16 protein-coding genes are annotated in these 19,456 nt (G+C 61.4%); 7 read left to right on the plus strand and 9 right to left on the minus strand.

All coding sequences use genetic code 11. The annotated features are described in order from the left end of the window. The first annotated feature begins 200 nt into the window (after window positions 1–200). The 7 genes from ACLB6G_RS08095 (at window position 201) to rfbD (ending at window position 9,360) form a co-directional block, all read left to right on the plus strand. Window positions 201–2,648: a calcium-binding protein gene (locus ACLB6G_RS08095; protein WP_410355636.1), complete on the plus strand. Its 2,448-nt coding sequence runs from the start codon at window positions 201–203 to the stop codon at window positions 2,646–2,648. 359 nt (window positions 2,649–3,007) lie between these two features. Beyond that, window positions 3,008–5,293 carry a calcium-binding protein gene (locus ACLB6G_RS08100; RefSeq protein ID WP_410355637.1) on the plus strand — a complete coding sequence of 762 codons (2,286 nt, stop codon included), beginning with the start codon at window positions 3,008–3,010 and terminating at the stop codon, window positions 5,291–5,293. A gap of 261 nt (window positions 5,294–5,554) precedes the next feature. After that, window positions 5,555–5,761: a hypothetical protein gene (locus tag ACLB6G_RS08105; RefSeq protein ID WP_410355638.1), complete on the plus strand. Its 207-nt coding sequence runs from the start codon at window positions 5,555–5,557 to the stop codon at window positions 5,759–5,761. Window positions 5,762–5,963: 202 nt separating this feature from the next. Further along, window positions 5,964–6,839: a glucose-1-phosphate thymidylyltransferase RfbA gene (gene rfbA, locus ACLB6G_RS08110; protein WP_410355639.1), complete on the plus strand. Its 876-nt coding sequence runs from the start codon at window positions 5,964–5,966 to the stop codon at window positions 6,837–6,839. Then, the gene (rfbC, locus tag ACLB6G_RS08115) at window positions 6,839–7,408 is read left to right on the plus strand and encodes a dTDP-4-dehydrorhamnose 3,5-epimerase (RefSeq protein WP_410355640.1); all 570 of its coding nucleotides are present in this window, start codon (window positions 6,839–6,841) and stop codon (window positions 7,406–7,408) included. The genes rfbA and rfbC overlap by 1 nt, the downstream gene beginning before the upstream one ends. 3 nt (window positions 7,409–7,411) lie before the next feature. Then, window positions 7,412–8,476, plus strand: coding sequence for a dTDP-glucose 4,6-dehydratase (rfbB, locus tag ACLB6G_RS08120; RefSeq protein ID WP_410355641.1), 1,065 nt, complete (start codon window positions 7,412–7,414; stop codon window positions 8,474–8,476). After that, window positions 8,473–9,360: a dTDP-4-dehydrorhamnose reductase gene (gene rfbD, locus ACLB6G_RS08125; RefSeq protein ID WP_410355642.1), complete on the plus strand. Its 888-nt coding sequence runs from the start codon at window positions 8,473–8,475 to the stop codon at window positions 9,358–9,360. Before rfbB ends, rfbD begins: the two co-directional genes overlap by 4 nt. Before the next feature lie 101 nt (window positions 9,361–9,461). On the opposite strand, the gene ACLB6G_RS08130 is transcribed toward rfbD, so the two are convergent. The 9 genes from ACLB6G_RS08130 to ACLB6G_RS08170 form a co-directional block, all read right to left on the minus strand. After that, the gene (locus ACLB6G_RS08130; protein WP_410355643.1) at window positions 9,462–11,324 is read right to left on the minus strand and encodes a rhamnan synthesis F family protein; all 1,863 of its coding nucleotides are present in this window, start codon (window positions 11,322–11,324) and stop codon (window positions 9,462–9,464) included. A 62-nt stretch (window positions 11,325–11,386) separates the two neighbouring features. Further along, window positions 11,387–12,397: a hypothetical protein gene (locus ACLB6G_RS08135; protein WP_410355644.1), complete on the minus strand. Its 1,011-nt coding sequence runs from the start codon at window positions 12,395–12,397 to the stop codon at window positions 11,387–11,389. A gap of 80 nt (window positions 12,398–12,477) precedes the next feature. Continuing rightward, complete coding sequence (locus tag ACLB6G_RS08140) at window positions 12,478–13,497, minus strand: hypothetical protein (RefSeq protein WP_410355645.1); 1,020 nt, start codon at window positions 13,495–13,497, stop codon at window positions 12,478–12,480. 8 nt (window positions 13,498–13,505) lie between these two features. After that, window positions 13,506–13,673: a hypothetical protein gene (locus tag ACLB6G_RS08145; protein ID WP_410355646.1), complete on the minus strand. Its 168-nt coding sequence runs from the start codon at window positions 13,671–13,673 to the stop codon at window positions 13,506–13,508. Window positions 13,674–13,712: 39 nt separating this feature from the next. Continuing rightward, entirely contained in the window at window positions 13,713–14,801 is a 1,089-nt protein-coding gene (locus tag ACLB6G_RS08150; RefSeq protein WP_410355647.1) for a GSCFA domain-containing protein, read from the minus strand. A 5-nt stretch (window positions 14,802–14,806) separates the two neighbouring features. Then, window positions 14,807–15,583, minus strand: coding sequence for an SGNH/GDSL hydrolase family protein (locus ACLB6G_RS08155; RefSeq protein WP_410355648.1), 777 nt, complete (start codon window positions 15,581–15,583; stop codon window positions 14,807–14,809). A gap of 52 nt (window positions 15,584–15,635) precedes the next feature. Continuing rightward, window positions 15,636–16,697 (minus strand): NAD-dependent epimerase/dehydratase family protein, encoded by a 1,062-nt coding sequence (locus tag ACLB6G_RS08160; protein ID WP_410355649.1) that lies wholly within the window; start codon window positions 16,695–16,697, stop codon window positions 15,636–15,638. Between the two features lie 116 nt (window positions 16,698–16,813). Continuing rightward, complete coding sequence (locus ACLB6G_RS08165; RefSeq protein WP_410355650.1) at window positions 16,814–17,746, minus strand: hypothetical protein; 933 nt, start codon at window positions 17,744–17,746, stop codon at window positions 16,814–16,816. A 28-nt stretch (window positions 17,747–17,774) separates the two neighbouring features. Then, on the minus strand, window positions 17,775–19,373 hold the full coding sequence (locus tag ACLB6G_RS08170; RefSeq protein ID WP_410355651.1) for an MBOAT family O-acyltransferase: 1,599 nt from the start codon (window positions 19,371–19,373) through the stop codon (window positions 17,775–17,777). Window positions 19,374–19,456: the final 83 nt, after the last annotated feature.

A 19,456-nucleotide genomic window follows, 5' to 3' on the forward strand; every position in this document is an offset into this window, starting at 1 on the left:
AAAGACAGGTTCGGTGGAACGGTCTTGCCGCGGTGCTGGGCATACATGCCGACAGCGTCATTTTGGCGATGATCGGGCCTGTTTACCTGCGTCGTGGCTGAAATCGGGGGGCGGCAACGCCTGACCGAGAAAAAGCCCGGATTCCCGACCTGGAACGATAACTTCGCGACTGCGATGCAATCGGGTTGGGAGACTTGACCATGACAATCTTCTATGGCGGCGTCAGCGCCGACACCTATTACGGCACATCGTCCACAGACACCTTCTATGGCGCCGGCGCCTACGACAACCTCTACGGCAATGACGGCGCGGACTATTTCTATGCCGGTCCGGACGGCGCCGGCATGTATGGCGGCAACGGCGGCGATTACCTCTACCTGTATGGCGGCTACGACGCCGAGGACGCCTATGGCGGTAACGACAACGACACCTTCTACACCTATGGCGCCGTCGACGAATTCGACGACTACTACGGTGGCGCGGGAACCGACTACGCCTATTTCTACGGCTCGACGGCGATGACCTTCACCATCGGGGCGAGCGGGACGGTGAACCAGCGCTATGGCGGCCACACGACCGCTCCGGACTTCCAGGACATCGAGCGCGTCTATGCCGGTTCCGGCAACGACCTGTTCTACGGCGATGCCTCGAACAACTATCTCTACGGCAATGACGGCAGCGACTCGCTGTATGGTGCTGCCGGCTACGACTATCTCTATGGCGGCGACGACGACGACTATCTTTATGCCAGCACCGATGGCGGCAACATGTATGGCGGCAATGATAACGACCGCATGTATTTCTATTCGGGAACGGACAACGAAAACGGTTACGGCGGCGCCGGCAACGACTATTTCTACACCTACGGCGGCCTCGACATCAACGACGACTACTATGGCAGCACGGGTACCGACGCCGCTTATTTCTACGGGTCGTATGCAGTCAACGTCAACCTGGCCAACGAGACGCTGAACCTGCGTTACGGCGGTTTTGCCAGCACGCTCGACTTCCAGGACATCGAGAATGTCTATGGCGGTTCCAGCGCGGACCTGATGTATGGCGCCAGCACGGCCGACAACGTGCTGAGCGGCAACAGTGGTTCGGATACCCTGTATGGCGTCGGCGGCACGAATTATCTCTATGGCGGCGACGGCTATGACGCGTTCTACGGCGGCACCGGCACGGATTACCTCTACGCCGGAGCCGATGGTGCCTACATGTCGGGCGGCAGCGGCAACGACATGATCTATTTCTACGGTTCCTATGGGAGCGAATACGGCTATGGCGGTCTCGACAACGACACGTTCACGACCTATGGCGGGCTGAACGAGACCGACGACTACTATGGAAGCTCGGGCACCGACACCGCCTATTTCTACGGGTCGACGGCCATGATCTTCAACAGCGACACCGCCACTGTCGATCACCGTTATGGCGGCTTCGCCACCGACCCGAACTTCTCGAGCATCGAGAATGTCTATGCCGGTTCCGGCGACGACATCCTTTATGGCGGCGCGGTCTCGGACAATTTCTATGGCAATGACGGCGTCGACCAGATGTATTCGGGTGACGGCTACGACTATCTCTACGGCGGCTCGGGCACTGACTACTTCGGCGTCGGCGCGGGCGGCGGCGCTGCCTATGGCGGAGATGACGGCGACGCATTCTATTCCGGCGGAACCCAGGACAACGAAGACCTCTATGGCGATGCCGGCAACGACTTCTTCTATGTCTATGGCGGCCTGAACACGTTTGACGACTTCTATGGCGGCGGCGACACCGACAGCATCTATTTCTACGGTTCGACGGCAATCGAGGCCTCCGTCGCCGACGGCTACATGCAGAACCGCTACGGCGGCGCGGCCGGCGACTTCTACGGCTTCGAGAACATTTATGGCGGAACCGGCAACGACCTGTTCGAGGGTGGCACCACCGCCAATACCATCTATGGCGGGTCCGGCAATGACGGCGTCTATGGCGGCGAAGGCGACGACATCCTGTATGGCGGCGACAACAACGACACCATGGGCGGCGGCGCCGGTGCCGACGATCTCTATGGCGGCGCAGGCTATGACACGCTCTACTACACCGACTCCAATGCCGGCGTTGACATCTTCCTTGGCGGCAACACCGCCAATGGCGGCTATGCCACGGGCGACACCATCAACGGGTTCGAGAACGTCCTGGGATCCAATTACGATGACTTCCTGATCGGATCGGCCCAGGTGAACCTGCTCGACGGGGCGGATGGCGACGACATCCTGCTCGGCAACAACGGCAACGACACGCTGCGTGGCCGGGAAGGCAGGGACATCATCTATGGCGGCAACGACAGCGACACGTTCGTCTACCTGTCCATGTCGGATACCGGCCTGCTGTTTGCCGACCGCGACCGCATCCAGGACTTCCAGAACGGACTCGACCGCTTCAACCTCGCGGCGCTCGACGCCGATACCGGAACGGTCGGCGACCAGGCATTCACCTATGTCGGCGGCTCGTTCTCCGGCACCGCGGGCGAATTGCGGTCCTACGAGTTCTCCGGCCTGACCTTCATCGAGGGGGATGTGGACGGGGATGGTGCCGCCGACTTCCGCATCGAACTGCTGGGAACCGGACTGGGCATTTCGGCCGGCGACTTCATCCTGTAATCCCGGACCGAAAGGCCGCCCACCATCGTCGTGAACAGTGCCCGCCCGGGATGACCGGGCGGGCATTTTCGCAGGGCATCCGGCGTCGTTTGAAATTTCCGTGATTTATGGTATGATAATTAAAGGGGCTATCCACGCAGCGACCGGCAGGTGCGAAATGCCAAGCAGCCCCGCCACGACATCAGGATAGAATTGGAACACACGCAAGCCGTACCGGACAAGCGTCCGGTACCGGTAAATGCTTTTTTCCAGGCTTCTTGAGCATTCGCCTACTGGACTGAAGGACCTGTCGGTTCGCCACACCTCCCCCGCGCCCAACGCAGAAACGGCGGGACGGGATGACAGGAAAGGCGACCATCATGACCAATTTCTATTACTACGGCGGCACCAACAACGAAGACGGATTTGGCGGTGCATCGACCGACTACTTCTACACCTATGGCGGAATCGACGAGTTCGATGACTACTATGGTTCCGGGGGCACGGACTATGCCTACTTCTATGGCAGTTCGTCGCTGACATTCGTTGCCGGCTCGCTTGGAACCCTGAACTACCGCTATGGCGGCTACTCGACGGCACTCGACTTCTGGAACATCGAGGTCATCTATGCCGGATCGGGTGATGACCTGTTCTACGGGGATTCCAACAGCAACACCTTTACCGGCAATGGCGGCTCCGATTCCGCCTATGGCGGCGGCGGCTTCGACTACCTCTACGGCAGCGCAGGCAACGACACGCTCGCTGCGGGCGCCGATGGCGGCAGCATGTATGGTGGCGATGACGGCGACACCATGTACTTCTATTCCGGCTACAACAACGAGAACGCCTATGGCGGCACCGGGAACGACTCGTTCCGCACCTATGGCGGGCTGGATATCGACGACGACTACTATGGCGGAGGGGGCACCGATTATGCCTATTTCTTCGGCTCAACCGCCGTCCTCATCGACATGAATAACAACACGCTCAACCACCGCTACGGGGGCTTCGCCTCCGACCTGCAATTCTATGACATCGAAACCGTTTTCGGCGGCAGCGGCGGGGATGCCGTCTACGGCGATACCGGCGCCTCCAATTCACTCTACGGCAATGACGGCGGCGATCTCCTCTATGGCGGTGGCAATACCAACTATCTTTATGGCGGCTCCGGCTATGACGGTCTCTATGGCGGCACCGGCACCGACTACCTCTATGGCGGCAGTGACGGCGCCTATATGTCCGGCAATAGCGGTTCCGACTATTTCTATCTCTATGGCAGTACCGACAGCGAATACGTGTATGGCGGTGCGGACAACGACACCGTCTACACCTATGGCGGCATCAACCAGTACGACGATTATTATGGCGGAACCGGAACGGATACCGCCTATTTCTATGGATCGACGCCGCTCTATTTCAACGGCACCAGCGGGACAGTCGACAACCGGTATGGCGGTTTCGCCACGGACCTGGCATTCCAGGACTTCGAGAACATCTATGCGGGTTCCGGAAACGATCTGTTCTATGGCGGCACCGGTTCAGAGAACTTCTACGGCAACAGCGGTTCCGACACGCTCTATTCTGGCGGCGGATTTGACTATATCTACGGCGGAGCCGATACCGATTTCCTCGCCGTCGGCGACGGTGGCGGCGTTGCCTATGGCGGCGATGCAGCGGACTACTTCTACTCCGGCGGCACCCAGGACAGCGAAGATTTCCATGGCGATGCCGGGAACGACCTTGTCTATGTCTATGGCGGCCTGAACACGTTCGACGACTTCTATGGCGGCAATGACACCGACAGCATCTACTTCTACGGTTCGACTGCGATCGAGGCCTCCATCACCGACGGCTACATGCAGAACCGCTATGGCGGTGCGGCCGGCGACTTCTACGGCTTCGAGAACATCTACGGCAATTCGGGCAATGACCTGTTCGAGGGCGGCTCGACCGCCAATACCATCTATGGCGGCGACGGCAATGACGGCGTCTATGGCGGCGGCGGTGACGACAGCCTCTACGGCGGCAACAACAACGACACCATGGGCGGCGGCGCGGGTGCCGACGACCTCTATGGCGGCGCCGGTTTCGACACGCTCTACTACACCGACTCCAATGCCGGCGTTGACATCTTCCTGGGCGGCAACACTGCCAATGGCGGCTATGCCACCGGGGACACGATCAGCGGCTTCGAGAACGTGCTCGGGTCCAATCATGACGACTGGCTGATCGGCTCGGCGCAGGTGAACCTGCTCGACGGGGCGGATGGCGACGACATCCTGCTCGGCAACAACGGCAACGACACGCTACGCGGCCGCGAAGGCAGGGACGTCATCTATGGCGGCAACCACAGTGACCGGTTCACATACCTTGCGATACAGGATTCCGGCTTGCTCTATGCGGATCGAGACCGGATCCAGGACTTCCAGAACGGGCTTGATCTCTTCGATGTTTCGGCCATCGACGCGAATACCGGGTTGGCCGGAAACCAGGCCTTCACCTATGTCGGCAGCTTCTTCACAGGTTCCGCCGGGCAGTTGCGGTCATTCGAGTATCTTGGCCTGACATTCATCGAAGGCGATGTGAACGGGGACGGACTGGCCGACTTCCGCATTGAACTGCTGGGCACCAGCCTCGGCATTTCATCCGGCGACTTCGTCCTGTAGGTCGGGGTAAACGGATGCGGTCGAATCGAGGCTCCCGTCCGGGCAACCGGGCGGGAGTTTTTTGCGCACCGTGGAACCGCATGGCGAAAGGCCAGGCAGACACCATTGTGTTGCAGTGCAACAACATGGCCCCAGCCAAATTGTGCCAGTCATCACACGTGCGTCTGCGGTTTTGTTCACAAAGACCTGCCCTTGGGTTAAGCAATTATTGAATTAGGCATTCACGCACAAACCATCCGAAGAAGAAGGAAGCAGAATTCCATGGTTACCGTCGTCATCGTATTCAAGAGCGGAGCGGTCCTCGAACTGCCCGCAGACGAGAGAAAGGCCGGCATCCTGCTGGGCGACTTCACCAACAACTGGGACCAGAAGGGCGTCAACCTGATGGGCGACCTCTCAGCCAATGGCCAGGCGATATACCGCTTTGCTGCGGCTGAAATCGCGGGCATGTCTCTCAAGGCCAAGTAAAGGGACGGCCGCCAGGGCGAGATCCGGCCAGGAGCAGAAGAAACGAAATCCGGCGCACAGGGGCAAGGGTTGAGACGCGCGCCGGGTTCATCTATCCAGAGCGCGGGCCAAAGAAAGCCGGGGCTTTCCACTATTCCTGTCCAGGGTGCACGAGAGGCAATGCGGCGCAACCGGGCAGGCCAAAAAGAAAGAGCGTTTTCCCATGAAGGGTATCATTCTGGCAGGCGGCAGCGGCACCCGCCTGTTTCCCATGACAATCGCGGCTTCGAAGCAGATCCTGCCGGTTTATGACAAGCCGATGATCTACTATCCGATGTCGGTTCTCATGCTGGCCGGCATCCGCGAAATCCTGGTGATTTCCACCGAGCGGGACAAGCCGGTGTTCCAGGAACTGCTTGGCGACGGTTCTGCCTTCGGCGTGGAACTGAGCTATGCCGTCCAGCCCGCCCCGGAAGGCCTGGCTCAGGCCTTCATCATCGGCAGGGATTTCATCGGCAAGGACAATTGCACGCTGGTTCTCGGCGACAACATCTTTCATGGCGCGGGTTTGTCGACGCTCTGCCGCCAGGCGGCAGCCAAGCCCAAGGGTGCGACCGTGTTCGCCTATTATGTCAACGATCCGGAACGCTACGGCGTGGTGCAGTTCGATGCGACCACCGGGACGGCACTCGACATCGAGGAAAAACCGAAGGAACCCAAATCCAACTGGGCGGTCACGGGGCTTTACTTCTACGACAACGACGTCGTGGACATCGCCGCCGAGGTCAAGCCGTCGGCCCGCGGCGAACTGGAAATCACGGATGTCAACCGCGCCTACCTGGCGCGCGGCGACCTGACCGTGGCGCGGATGGGCCGGGGCTATGCATGGCTCGACACCGGCACGCCGGATTCGCTGCACGAGGCGGCGGCCTTCGTGCGCACGATCGAGCATCGCCAGGGCTACAAGATCGCCTGCCTGGAAGAGATCGGGTTCGAGAACAAGTGGCTTGACGCGGAACAAATGCTCCGGCGGGCCAACGAGCTTGGCAAGGGCGACTATGCGGAATACCTGCGCCGCCGCGTGAAGGAGATGACCTGATGCCGACCTTCAATCCGCTCGCCATCGATGGCGTCATCGAGGTCGTTCCCGACAAGTTCGGTGACGATCGCGGCTGGTTCTCCGAGGTTTACAACGCCACTGTCTACAAGGCGAACGGCATCGATGCCGATTTCGTGCAGGACAACCATTCCTTCTCCAGGCAGGTCGGCGTCCTGCGCGGCCTTCACTACCAGTTGCCACCCTTCGACCAGGCAAAGCTGGTGCGGGTGGTTTCCGGCTCGGTCTTCGACGTCGCCGTGGACATCCGCAAGGGGTCGCCGACCTACGGCAAATGGGTCGGCATCGAACTGTCCGCGGAAAAGTGGAACCAGCTCTACCTGCCCGCCGGCTTTGCCCACGGCTTCGTGACGCTGGAACCCGATACCCAGTTCCTCTACAAGGTCTCCGCTCTCTATTCGCGCGATCATGACCGGTCGATCCGGTTCGACGATCCCGACATCGGCATCGAGTGGCCCGTCGACATCGCCTCCGTCATCCTGTCCCAGAAAGACAAGGACGCGGCCCTGCTGGCCGATACGGATACCGGATTCACCTATTCCAAGGATTGAGCCATGAATTTCCTGATCACCGGCGGTGCCGGTTTCATCGGCTCGGCGGTCTGCCGGCGCCTGGCCGCCAACCCGGACAACCGGGTCGTCAATGTCGACAAGCTGACCTATGCGGGCAACCTGGCATCGCTGAAATCCATCGAGGCGCAGGACAATTACCGCTTCGTGGAAGCCGACATCTGCGACGAGGCGAAGATCCGCGACCTGCTGCGCGAGGAAGCGATCGACGTGCTGATGCACCTGGCCGCGGAAAGCCACGTCGACCGTTCCATCGACGGGCCGGAAGTCTTCATCGAGACCAATATCGTCGGGACGTTCCGCCTGCTCAAGGCCGCCCGGGCGCACTGGGAGGACCTCACGGGGGAAAAGAAGGAGCGGTTCCGCTTCCATCACATCTCCACCGACGAGGTGTTCGGCGACCTGCCCTTCGACAGCGGCATCTTCACCGAGGAAACGCCCTACGCGCCCTCCTCGCCCTATTCCGCTTCCAAGGCGGCATCGGACCACCTGGTCAGGGCCTGGAACCACACCTACGGCCTGCCGGTGGTGATGACGAACTGCTCGAACAATTACGGTCCGTTCCACTTCCCCGAAAAGCTCATTCCTCTCGTCATCCTCAATGCCCTCGACGAGAAGCCGCTGCCCGTCTACGGCAAGGGCGAGAACATCCGCGACTGGCTTTACGTGGACGATCATGCCGCGGCGCTGGAATGCGTGGCGACACGCGGCCGGATTGGCGAAAGCTACAATATCGGCGGCCGGGCCGAGCGCCAGAACATCGAGGTCGTGCGCGCGATCTGCGCCATCCTGGACGAGAAGAAGCCGAGGACCGGCGGAAAGAGCTATGGCGACCTGATCACCATGGTCACGGACCGGCCGGGCCATGACCGGCGCTATGCCATCGACCCGACCAAGATCGAGACCGAACTGGGATGGAAGGCGGCGCATACGTTCGAAAGCGGGCTGGCCGACACGATCGACTGGTATCTGGGCAATGAATGGTGGTGGCGACCTTTGCACAACAAGCTTGGCGGCGAGCGCCTGGGAACGGGCAAGGCAAGACCATGAAGGTTCTCGTGACAGGGCGCGAGGGACAGGTCGCGCAATCGATCGCGGAACGCTGGGCAGGCTCGCGCGATATCGAGCTGGTCTTCGCCGGCCGGCCGCAGTTCGACCTTGCCGATCCGGACACCATTCGCAAGACGCTGAGGAGCGCCGCGCCGGATGTCGTCGTCAGCGCGGCGGCCTATACGGCCGTCGATCTTGCGGAGGACGAGCCGGACCTGGCCGCCCGCTGCAACGGCGTGGCACCCGGCGTGATCGCCGAAACCTGCCGTGAACTCGACGCCCGGCTGATCCACCTGTCAACCGACTATGTCTTCCCCGGTACCGGCGACGCACCGCTGACGGAAACGGACCCGACCGGTCCGACCGGCGTCTACGGCCAGACGAAGCTGGACGGGGAAAACGCGATCAGGGACGCCTGGGACAAGCATGTCATCGCGCGCACGGCCTGGGTCTACAGCCCGTTCGGCAAGAACTTCGTCAAGACGATGCTGCGCCTTGCCGAGGGGCGCGACGAACTGACCGTGGTGGCCGACCAGTTCGGCAACCCGACCAACGCGCTCGACATTGCCGACGGGCTTCTTTCCTGCATTGCCGCCTGGCGGGCCGAACCTGGCAAGGGCCTCGGCGAAACCTATCACCTGGCGGGAACCGGCCATTGCAGCTGGTGCGACTTCGCCACCCACATCATGGCCGTCAGCGCAGACCACGGCGGCCCGACAGCCACCGTGAGGCCGATCACCACGGCCGACTTCCCGACCAAGGCCCGGCGTCCGTCCAATTCGCGGCTCGATTGCAGCAAGTTCGAGGCGACATTCGGCTACCGTGCCCCCGAATGGCGGACCTCCAGCGCCGCCGTTGTTGAACGGCTCTTGTCCGCAGCCTGATCCGGCAGCGTTCGCCTGCCTTTCGGCCACGCGCCAATTTACGGCGCGTGGTTTTCTCGTTTCAGGCCGCCAGAATGACGCCCCCTGCGCGATGTTCCCGCCTAGCGAAGCAACCGCCGGCGCACGCCTTGGGCGAAGGGGCGGACAATGCGCAGCAGGCCCGGCCGCGTCATGACGTGCTTCTGGTAGAGCGGGGTCAGGAATTCCAGCCAGGTGCGTGTTCCCGGTCTCTGTGAATTCTGCAGGTAGACAAACTGCTCGTGGACATTGGCCGTCGGGATCTGCGAGGCGAGGCGCTGAAGCTTGTATTCAAGCTTGGCGTAGTTGCGCGCCGCGGCGTGGCGATTCATGATGGAAACGACCCGGTATCCGGCGTTCTGGACGACATAAGGGATCAGACGCTCCTGCACGTGGGCCAGGCCGCCATCGACATGCATCGGTTCGGGATTGTACTGCTCCCATTTCCAGCGCCATTCGAACATGCGGCGCAGCGCCTTTGACCGGAACCAGTACATGGTGCCGTAGGGCGCAAGCGGTGTGTGGCTGTCGAAGGGCACGTTCAGCCCCATGTCCCGGGCCAGGCTGAAGAAGGGATCGCGGTTGTTGAACCAGGCATGGCCGAGCGTGCCGAACCCGATATGAATGGTGGGCGGCATGATCAGGCCGAGATCGGGCTGTTCCTCGATCATGTCGTAGAGATTGCGGATATAGCCGTTCGTATAGACGAGGTTGTCGAACAGGTGCGCCTTGAAGGATTCGCCGATCTGGCGGGCGACCTGCGGTGTGCGCTTGGAATGCAGGCGCAGGCAGAGTTCGTGGCGGTTCTCCATGATGACATCACGGAAGGAGATGAACAACGAGCCCATGTCGCGGCCGCGATTCTGTTCCACGACGCGCACATCGCGGCGATCGGCGGGAAAACCCTTTTCATCGAGGAAGGCTTCGATGAGAACCTTGTTCTCATCCGTTGCCGTCGTGATGTAGAGATGGAAATTGTCCGGCAGGCGCTCGATCAGTGCCCAGAACTCGGGCATCATGTTGGCATAGAAGGCGTGGATGAAGACGCCGACCGTGCCGAATTTCCACTTCTTCTTGCGCGGGTGGCGGGCCACCTCGTCCAGCACCTCGACCTGGTCGGCCGTGGCGTGAAGATCGCGCAGTTCACGGTTCTTGACCAGGAAACGGGAAATCGCGGTGTATTCCCGGGGAAAACGCTGGCGCAACGTATCGAGCGCGGCCCGCTGGTTGAGCGTATAGAGATCAGACAGGAGCGGATCGATCAGGAAGCCGTGGTTCGGAATGATGGCCAGCAGGTCCTCGCGGGCCAGCTTCTCCATTTCGTAAAGGCCGGGCTCGGAGGTCTCGTAGCGGCTGATATCGAAGGGATAGGCGACCTCGATGCCGTTGTCGTCGAGCCAGCGGGCGAAATCCGCATAGTTGTCCAGCAACTCGCGCTGATAATCGCCGTTCGGCGTATGGTTTTCCCAGAATTGGCGGAAATCAGGGCGCTTCCACAGCGAATCCGACAGCACCGCGAAATCCAGCAGCGGAATGCGCTGCGGCAAATCCATGTTCGCATAGCGCACGTCCAGCTTCGGCGCGATGTAGTTGGCGGCCATCAGGCCGGTCTTGTCATCCACCAGGGAAGCGAAGTCGGCCGGATCGCTGAACGGCCCGAAGGCTAGCCCCTCGGCCAGGACCAAGGGGCCGCTGTCATCCCCATGGCGGTCGAGAAAATAGGAGAGACCGGCCTTGTAACCGTTGAAGACGCTGCGCGCGCCCTCGCCGAAGGGAACCAGCGCATCAGGCTCGATGCCCGCGAGCGCCTCCCATTCCGGCGTTCCCTGATAGGTGTCCGTGACGACGATCAGGACGCGCGATGCCGCGCGCAGCTTTTCCAGCGCCAGCTGCATGTACTCGTGGACGGACGTCATGCTGGGGATGACGTAGATGGTGGCCAGCATTGGTTTTCCCTGCTTCTAGCCGCGGAATGCCCCGTCCGCGTTTGCATGCGCCCCAGTGTATATTAGAGCTTGAGGCGCTGTTCCGTCTCAAGAACAATCTGCGCGATCTCCGGAATATTCATCATTTCGCCGATATCCATGAAGGTCCAGACAGCCGGTTCGGACGGCAGTCCCTCGTAGCCGGCTTCCGGCAGATGGCGATGGACCGGAACCTCGGCGAGTTCATGCTTCAGGTTTTCATAGAAGGGCGTGGCGCGCGGCAGGGTCAGCGAACGGAAGCACTCCTGGCCATGCGCATTCACGATGGCCTGGATCCGCTCGACCTCCTCGCGGGGAATTTCACGGACGAAGGCATTGCGCAGCGCCGGGCCACAATGGCGCTTGGTCTTGTAGTGCCGCGCGGTCAGCAGACGGAGGAATTCCGTCAGTTCGATCGAGAAACTCTCGTTGACGCGCTCGCGTTTGAGTTCCGGCAGGACGCCCAAGCGCAGGATCTCGCCCGTGATGACATCGCAAATGTCGAACCTGGCTGCCTTGAGCGCGTCGTAGTACATGAGCGTCATGGAGATGCGGTCCGAGGCTGCCATGCGCCTTATGTCGATCATCGGATTGAGGAGAAACGACCGTTCCGGCGCGATGAACGACGACATCATGCGGGCGGGAAGCGAATTGCCATATCCCTGCTTGACCTCCTCGGCCCAATAGGACCGGTAGACCGAATAGGGGTCCCGGATCACGTAGAGAAGTTCGACCGTTTCAAAACCCAGCGCATCGGCAAGATGCAGCAGGCGCTCGGCATCCCAGACGCGGAATCCTTCCGCGGACAGGATCAGGTTGGCACCTTCACCCTTGCAGATTTCGCCAAGCTCCAGGATTTCCAGGTTCGGCGGCCAGTCAAGGTCAAGCTTCGTACCGGCCTTTTGGGCGATGACATGCTGTCCCTCGGTGCCCATCGTTCCGATGGAGGGATAGATCCAGCCGGACTGGCGCAGGAAATCACGGTTGTCGGTGAGGCGCTGCTGTATGTAGGAGGTTCCGGTCTTGTGTGGACCGGCATGGATAACCAATCGCATTCGGGACGTTTTCTCTTCTTTTTATGGTACTCAGCGCCGGCCGGCCTGACAGCCGGACGGTTCAGTGTCCCCGTCTATCGTCAGAATCCGACTGCTTTTAGCCTTTCCTCGTATTTCTCCACAAGCGCCATGATCTCGGGCACCGCCGCCATCATGCCGAGATCGCCGAAGCGCCACTTGAGCACCGTGTCCGGCAGATCCTGTTCGCCGCCCTCCGGCAGCTTTCGTGTATAAGGCTTGGCCGCGAATCGCTGCTTGAGTTCGTTGTAGAACATGTTGTCGCGCGGAAGCTGGAAGACGCGGAAGGCGTCGCCGGCCTTCGTCTTGACCGTCTGGATGATCTCGGCGCGTTCTTCCGGCGTGGTGTGCTGCATGAAGGCCAGCCGGTAGCGCGAATTGGTGAAGCGCTTGGTCTTCGTGTGGCGGAATGTGATGAGACGCAGGAATTCGGTCAGTTCGATGGGGAAACTCTCGTTGACGGTCTCGCGCGCCGGCGGCGGCAGGACACCGCAGCCCATGATGCCGTCGGTCAGCAGGTCGCAGATGTCGATCTTGTGCTTCCGCGCCGCATCGAAATAGAGAATGTTGATGTCGAAACGGGCATTGTCCTCGAAGCGCTTCAGGTCGAAGAAGGGATTGAGGATCTGCGAGTTTTCCCAGTCGATGAAATTCTGCATGAAGCGGAAGGCGAGGCTTCCTGAAAAGCCCTGCTTCACCTCTTCCGCCCAGTAGGAATAGAAGACCGAGAAGGGACAGCGGAAGGCGAAGACCAGTTCGGCCTTCTCGGCGCCGACCAGATCCGTCAGCCGCAGCATCTTCTCCGCATCCCAGGTGCGGAAGCCTTCGGCCGACAGGAGCAGGTTCTTGCCCTCGTCATGGCAGCGCTGGATGATGTCGCGGAAATCCTTGGCATATTCGCCCTCGGGCTCGATGAAAAGCGCCGGATTGTGAGCCACGTCGTGCTGGGCTTCCATGCCATAGGTGCCGATGTCGGGATAAACCCAGCCGCGGTTCTCCAGTTCCTCGCGCCCCTGGAAGAGCCGCATCTGCATGTAGGAGGTGCCGGTCTTGTGCGGCCCGATGTGAACGACAAAACGCATGCTGTCTCTCAATCCTTCATCGTCGTGGTGGCGCGGCCCAGTTCGTGCATCAGGCGAAGGCGCTCGTCGTGGAGCGCCTGGGTCTCGCGGCGCAATTCGCCGAGGCGTTGCTGGATGTAGTAAAGGCGAAGTTCCTTCTGGCGCCTTTCCATGGGCTCAAGCGGTTTCTGCTCCATGATTCAATGCCCCCGCAAGTCTTGGCCGCCAGTGCGGTGTCAGCCGGCCGATTCCCCCTGGTCGAGCAGTTCCTCGTCGCAGATGACGCCGATGTTCTCGGCCATCTTCTCGGCGAAGGCATCGCCCGAATCGTCATCCCTGGCCGGAAGCGGCCGCGGCGCGCCGGTCTCAATGCCACAATAGTGCTTCATGAACAAGCGCATGACGTGCGCCACGCCCGCAGGATGCACTTCCCGCAGGTCCTCCTCGAAATACCGGCCCATGGCATGATTGCCGGTGATGACCTCGTAGGAGGGAAAATAGAAGGCCTCCTCGTATTTCGCCGCCAGCATCTCGGTGGCGACGCGCAGCACCGCCTTGGAATAGGCGGTCGAGACGATGACACTGGTATCGGCGCGCGCGGTCGCCATGAGCGGCACCGGCGAGACCGTCATCAGGATGTTCACGTCGGGATTGACCTCCAGCAGGAAATCCGTGAAGGCGGAGAAATCGGCGACCACCTCGTCGACAGTGAAATTGACGAATTCATGCCGCCCGGGATCGAAGGTCCCGCCGGCCGTGCCGGGGCAGAGCGGAAAGACCGCCCCGTCGACTTTCGACCGCCAGGCCTCGGTGAGGCCGAAGGTGAAGACGAAGACGTCGCATTCCTCCAGCATGGTGCGCACCGCGGCGAAATGCTGCGCACGGTCGGCGTGCAATTCCTCCAGCGTGACGAAGCCGCCGGGCTGGATGTTGGGCCGGTAAGGGTCCAGCCAGCCGCCCTCATGCTCCCAGGCATCCTCGTGCGGCGTGAACCTGCCATAGGCGCGCTGCGCAAGCTGCCAGAGTTGGCGCGTGGTGTAGAGATTGCCGAACCGGGCGGAGAAGGTGCCGTAGTTCATGCGGCGCGCGACCTCGGCCCGGATCAGCGGGTGGGCGCGCTCGGCGACGAAGTAGTTGAAGCCCGATTTGCTCAGTTGACGCGCGATATGCTGGGCGAAGCAGCTGCCGGCGGTGGCGATCTTCATGTCCGGCGTGATGTGGAAGCCCGCCTGGACGACCGGGTCGACGGCGCCCTCCTTGGCACCCCGGTTCGCGCGGCGCCAGAAGCAGTGATCGGGAAGCGTCGAATAGGGTGATTTTCCCATGGACTTCATCCTTTGACCAGTTCGGGGAAGGCGCGGCGCGTGACCATGTCGAAGACTGCGTGTCCGTATTTCAGGTTTCCGTGGATCGGGTCCTTCGGCCAGTAGTCGGGCGCGAGATAGTCATCCTCCATCGACACGCGCGGCGGATCGAGCACGATCGCACCGCTCTTTCTTCCCTCCTGGCGGAGGATGTCGCGATAGAGCCGCCACATCTTGCGCCGGAAGGGCGCTGGCGAGATGCCGAACGTTTTCGCCTGCTCGGCAAAGGGGCCGGGATAGGCAAGGATGTGGTTTTCATCCGGAATCGGCGGCGGTGGCGTGACCAGATAGAGGGGGCAATCGGTCAGGCGCCTGAGTTCATCCAGGAAGATCGTCACCGCCAGTTGCGTGAGCCGGGTGAGTTCCGCCCGAATGACGGCATGGGGAACGAGTTCGGCTGTGTCGTCGAACCATTCGTCGCCGCCCGGCAGAGGAAAGTCGTAGCGGACCGGGTGATTGACGATGGATATGACCTGGTATTCCTGGCCGTTGATCATGCCCAGGATCGCATCCGGCCTGAACTGCGTGAGGCTCTCGGCAAGCGCGCCTGAACAGCGGGGCGCGATGCGCCGTTCGCCATCCACCTGGACGAAGTTGGGATGAAAAGGATCGCGGCGCAATTGCAGCACTTCGATGTCGTAGCGGTCGTCAAAACCGGGCACATGCTTGCGCCTGCCTTCAATGGAATTGGCAACGCAGTTCAGGTGGCTGTGCCCGATACAGAGCAGTTTGGGCTTGGACATCGATCGTCTCCTGCTTGCGGAACGGCGCAATACCGCCGGGAACTTCTAGCGCTCAGGCGGCCGACCAGGCAAGAAACGCGCGCAGGCCACGGTCGAGATCGTAGTCCGGCTGCCAGCCCAGCTTTTCCCTTGCCATGGAAATGTCGGCGACGGCGTAACGGATATCGCCTGCGCGGAAATCGCCGGTGATCCTCACCCTTTCTGGATCATGGCCCATCAGCGACAGCAGGGTCTTCGCCATGTGCAGGATGGTCGTCGCTTCGCCCGAGCCGATATCGACGATATCGCGCGGGCATTCGGCGACCAGGCCGATGGCCTTGAATGCGGCAACCACATCGTCCACGAAAACGAAATCGCGGGTAATCACGCCATCCTCGAAGATGTTGAGGGTTTTCCCCTCCTCGATCTGGCGGCGGAAAATGGAAATGACGCCGGTATAGGGATTGTTGAGCGACTGGCCGGGACCATAGACATTCTGCAGGCGCAAGATGCCGATTTGCACCGGCGTTCCCCAGAACGCCTGCTTGAGCAGGTATTCCTGCATCAGCTTGGTGGAGGCGTCGATGGAGGCCGGCTCGACCGGGCAATTGAGCGAACTGGTCGGCACCGGCGTCAGCTTGCGGCCCGCCGCGTCGCGCGGCTCGAAATCGCCGGCAGCCATGTGTTCCGGCTTGCGCTCGACGGCGACGGCCGGCCGGCCGTCGGCATCGACGCAGGCCCCTTCCCCGTAGACGGAGCGGGAGCCGGCCAGCACGATGCGCTTCAGGTTGGGCGCATGGGCGCGCACGGCCTCGATCAGGTTCGCCGTACCCATGATGTTGACGCCGTTGTAGCGCACCGGTTCGTCGAAGGACTGACCCGTGCCGGTCTCGGCGGCCAGGTGATAGACGATCTCAGGATCCGCGGCGGCAATGGCCTGCTTGAGGGCGTCCGCGTCACGGACATCGGCCCGGACGATTGTCACGCCGTCGAGCCAATCGGCGGGCGCCTCGTTGCCGGCATGAACCTGCGGCAGATAGTTGTCATAGACGGTGACGGCATGCTCGCCGCGCAGGGCGCGGGCCAGCCTGCTGCCGATGAAGCCGGCGCCGCCGGTAATGAAGATTCGTGCCATGATGTCCGAACTCTGTCCTTGCCTAGCCCCGCCCGGTTCTTAACCTTTGTTTCGCAGTTGCACAATGACATGGCGATGATAACCGTCTTCACCGGTTGCCCATGGTTGCGTCCGCGTCACAGTCTCAGCTTGAGACGCTCGATCAGGATCGAGGTGTAGCGCTCGCGGCCGATGGAATTGGCATGCGACGGGCCGTTGGCCAGTTCCTCGTCGGCCAGCAGCGTCTCGTAGGGTTCGTTGAGTTGCGGCAGTTTCCAGGCTTCGGCGAAACGGGCGTAACGGCGCATTTTTGCCTTCTCGGCGGGCGTATGGAACTCCGGCCGGTCGCGGGGCGCCATCCAGTAAACAAACAGGCGGATACCACGCCGCTGCCAATTGTTGCGATAGGCCGCCAGCTTGCGCATGCCGAAGGGCGTTTCCTCAAGATAGGGCACGAGTTTCACATTGCCTGGAGGCGGGGTACGTTTTTCATCCGCCCGGACGATATATTGCGCCTCATCCCCGAAGCCATTCTGCTTCACAGCATTGGCGGATGCCGTGCGCATAGTGAAAGCCGACGGTGCGGCGCGCAGAAACTGGTCGAAGATACCGTAGCCGAAATAGGCGGGCCAGTCGGTGACGGGACGCTGAAGGAACGCAAGCGGCATGTTGCGCCGCATGAAAAGGGCGTGAAGCTGGGACGGTGTCTCGTCGTCAATCGAATAGTAGTTGGCGGAATAGATGACGATGTCGTCCGGGCGCAGGTACCGGTTGACCATCATGAGGTGCCCGTCCCAGCCAAGCCCCGCATGGGTGGCGAAATTGACTGCCGGGATGCCAGTCTCGCGTTCGATCTGCTCGGCGGAAATGGAGAAATGCGCCTCCGAGCCGCCGACAACGAAAATGCGCGGGCCCTCCTCCGGCATGTTCGCCACGCGCCATTGCTTCATCGCATAGAGGTTTTCCACCCAGGCCACGTCGCTGGTGGGCGGCAGGATGTAGGCAGAGGCGAAAAACAGGAACACGACGGACAGCACTGTGGCCGAGACGACCTGAAAGACGTGGCGCATGACGTTGTCTCCTCCTCCGCGTTTCCCGCTAGAACCGGAAATACAGGAATTCCGACGGGGCGGCACTGAAGACGCTCATGAAGGCAAGCGCCAGCAGGAAACCCGTCAGCACGGCCCACAGAACCGTCGGCGACCATTGCACGGCCCCCGGCCTTTCGATCCAGGCACCGGCATCGACAAGCGGGTCGCGATTGGCGGTCATTTCATAGACATTGGGCCATTTCGCGGCAGCCCAGATGGCGATGGCGGCAAGCAGGAAACCGGCCACCATGTCCTCGAAGGCAACCGCCGATCCGGAGATATAGGGCCGCAGGCTCGCATAGTCCGCGCCGATGCGCGCCATGATCGTGGCCAGCGTCGGGCTGATCTCGACGCCGTTCATGCCGGCCATGCCCTTCAGGATGGCAATGGCGGCAGGGAAGCTCTCGGCGCGGAAGAAGACCCAGGCGACGATGACGGCGAGCATGGTGACCGTCCAGCAGAAGAAACGGTAGAGGCCGGAGCCTGCCAGTTGCTCCTGGCGTCCGGAGCGCACCATCAATGCCGTCCAGGCATGGTTGACGACCAGATAGGCACCATGCAGGAAACCCCAGAAGACGAAGGTCCAGCCGGCGCCATGCCACAGGCCGCCGAGCAGCATGGTCGTCATCAGGTTGGAGTAACGCCGGACCCTGCCACGGCGGTTTCCGCCCAGCGGTATGTAGAGATAATCGCGCAGGAACCGCGACAGCGTGATGTGCCATCGCCGCCAGAACTCGACGATGGACAGCGACTTGTAGGGCGAGAAGAAATTGGCCGGGAGCTTGATGCCGAACATGCGGGCCGCGCCCGTCGCCATGTCGCAATAGCCGGAGAAATCGAAATAGATCTGCACCGTGTAGCCAAGCGCGGCCAGCCAGGCGGCGAAGAAATCCGGCTGCACGCCGTTCAGCGCCTGGCTGTAGATGGGCGAGGAGAACTGCGCGATCGTGTCGGCGATCAGCACCTTCTTGAACAGGCCGATGGCGAAGATGAACAGGCCGAGCTGGAAATCGGACAGCCGGTCGCGGCCATGCTGCACCTCCTCGCGGAACTGCGGCATCATTTCCGAATGGTGGACGATCGGGCCGGCGATCAGCTGCGGGAAGAAGGTGACAAAGAGCGCGTAGCGGACCGGATCATGATCCTGGATCTTCCCCTGGTAGGTATCCACCTGGTAGGCGACCTGCTGGAAGGTGAAGAAGGAAATGGCCAGCGGCAGCAGCACGTTGATGTGGCCGAAGCCGGAAACGCCGAGCGCCGTCAGCGTATCGAGGAAGAAATTGGCGTATTTGAAATAGCCGAGCAGGCCGAGATTGAAGGTGATGGCGATGAGAAGCAGCGAGCGTGCGGCGGCCCGGCGCCGGCCCTTGTCGGCGCCGTCGCCCGAACGCAGATTGCCGATAACTCGGGCCATGGCCAGGTTGACCACGATCGACAGCAGCAGCAGAAGGAGATATTTCGGGTTCCACCAGGCGTAGAAAACGAAGGAAGCCAGAACGAGCGCCGCCTGCGCCGTCCGAACCAGCCGGAACCGGCGCAAGAGCAGGAACACTGCCAGTGCCGCCGGCAGGAAGACGAACATGAACACCGGCGAATTGAAAAGCATGGCCGCTCCGGAAGTTGCGGCAACGGCGTATGATAATTTATTTAATTAGGCAATTCGTATTGTCTGTTGGATAGAGCACGTGT

This window comes from Zhengella sedimenti (assembly GCF_046506625.1).
GTDB lineage: Bacteria > Pseudomonadota > Alphaproteobacteria > Rhizobiales > Rhizobiaceae > Zhengella > Zhengella sedimenti.

Coding starts and splice junctions, on each gene's coding strand:
- ACLB6G_RS08100 (WP_410355637.1), top strand. CDS start 3,008: ATGACCAATTTCTATTACTACGGCGGCACCAACAACGAAGACGGATTT.
- rfbB (WP_410355641.1), top strand. CDS start 7,412: ATGAATTTCCTGATCACCGGCGGTGCCGGTTTCATCGGCTCGGCGGTC.
- ACLB6G_RS08135 (WP_410355644.1), bottom strand. CDS start 12,397: ATGCGATTGGTTATCCATGCCGGTCCACACAAGACCGGAACCTCCTAC.
- ACLB6G_RS08165 (WP_410355650.1), bottom strand. CDS start 17,746: ATGCGCCACGTCTTTCAGGTCGTCTCGGCCACAGTGCTGTCCGTCGTG.
- ACLB6G_RS08150 (WP_410355647.1), bottom strand. CDS start 14,801: ATGGGAAAATCACCCTATTCGACGCTTCCCGATCACTGCTTCTGGCGC.
- ACLB6G_RS08155 (WP_410355648.1), bottom strand. CDS start 15,583: ATGTCCAAGCCCAAACTGCTCTGTATCGGGCACAGCCACCTGAACTGC.
- ACLB6G_RS08095 (WP_410355636.1), top strand. CDS start 201: ATGACAATCTTCTATGGCGGCGTCAGCGCCGACACCTATTACGGCACA.
- ACLB6G_RS08145 (WP_410355646.1), bottom strand. CDS start 13,673: ATGGAGCAGAAACCGCTTGAGCCCATGGAAAGGCGCCAGAAGGAACTT.
- rfbD (WP_410355642.1), top strand. CDS start 8,473: ATGAAGGTTCTCGTGACAGGGCGCGAGGGACAGGTCGCGCAATCGATC.
- rfbA (WP_410355639.1), top strand. CDS start 5,964: ATGAAGGGTATCATTCTGGCAGGCGGCAGCGGCACCCGCCTGTTTCCC.
- ACLB6G_RS08140 (WP_410355645.1), bottom strand. CDS start 13,497: ATGCGTTTTGTCGTTCACATCGGGCCGCACAAGACCGGCACCTCCTAC.
- ACLB6G_RS08170 (WP_410355651.1), bottom strand. CDS start 19,373: ATGCTTTTCAATTCGCCGGTGTTCATGTTCGTCTTCCTGCCGGCGGCA.
- ACLB6G_RS08160 (WP_410355649.1), bottom strand. CDS start 16,697: ATGGCACGAATCTTCATTACCGGCGGCGCCGGCTTCATCGGCAGCAGG.
- ACLB6G_RS08130 (WP_410355643.1), bottom strand. CDS start 11,324: ATGCTGGCCACCATCTACGTCATCCCCAGCATGACGTCCGTCCACGAG.
- ACLB6G_RS08105 (WP_410355638.1), top strand. CDS start 5,555: ATGGTTACCGTCGTCATCGTATTCAAGAGCGGAGCGGTCCTCGAACTG.
- rfbC (WP_410355640.1), top strand. CDS start 6,839: ATGCCGACCTTCAATCCGCTCGCCATCGATGGCGTCATCGAGGTCGTT.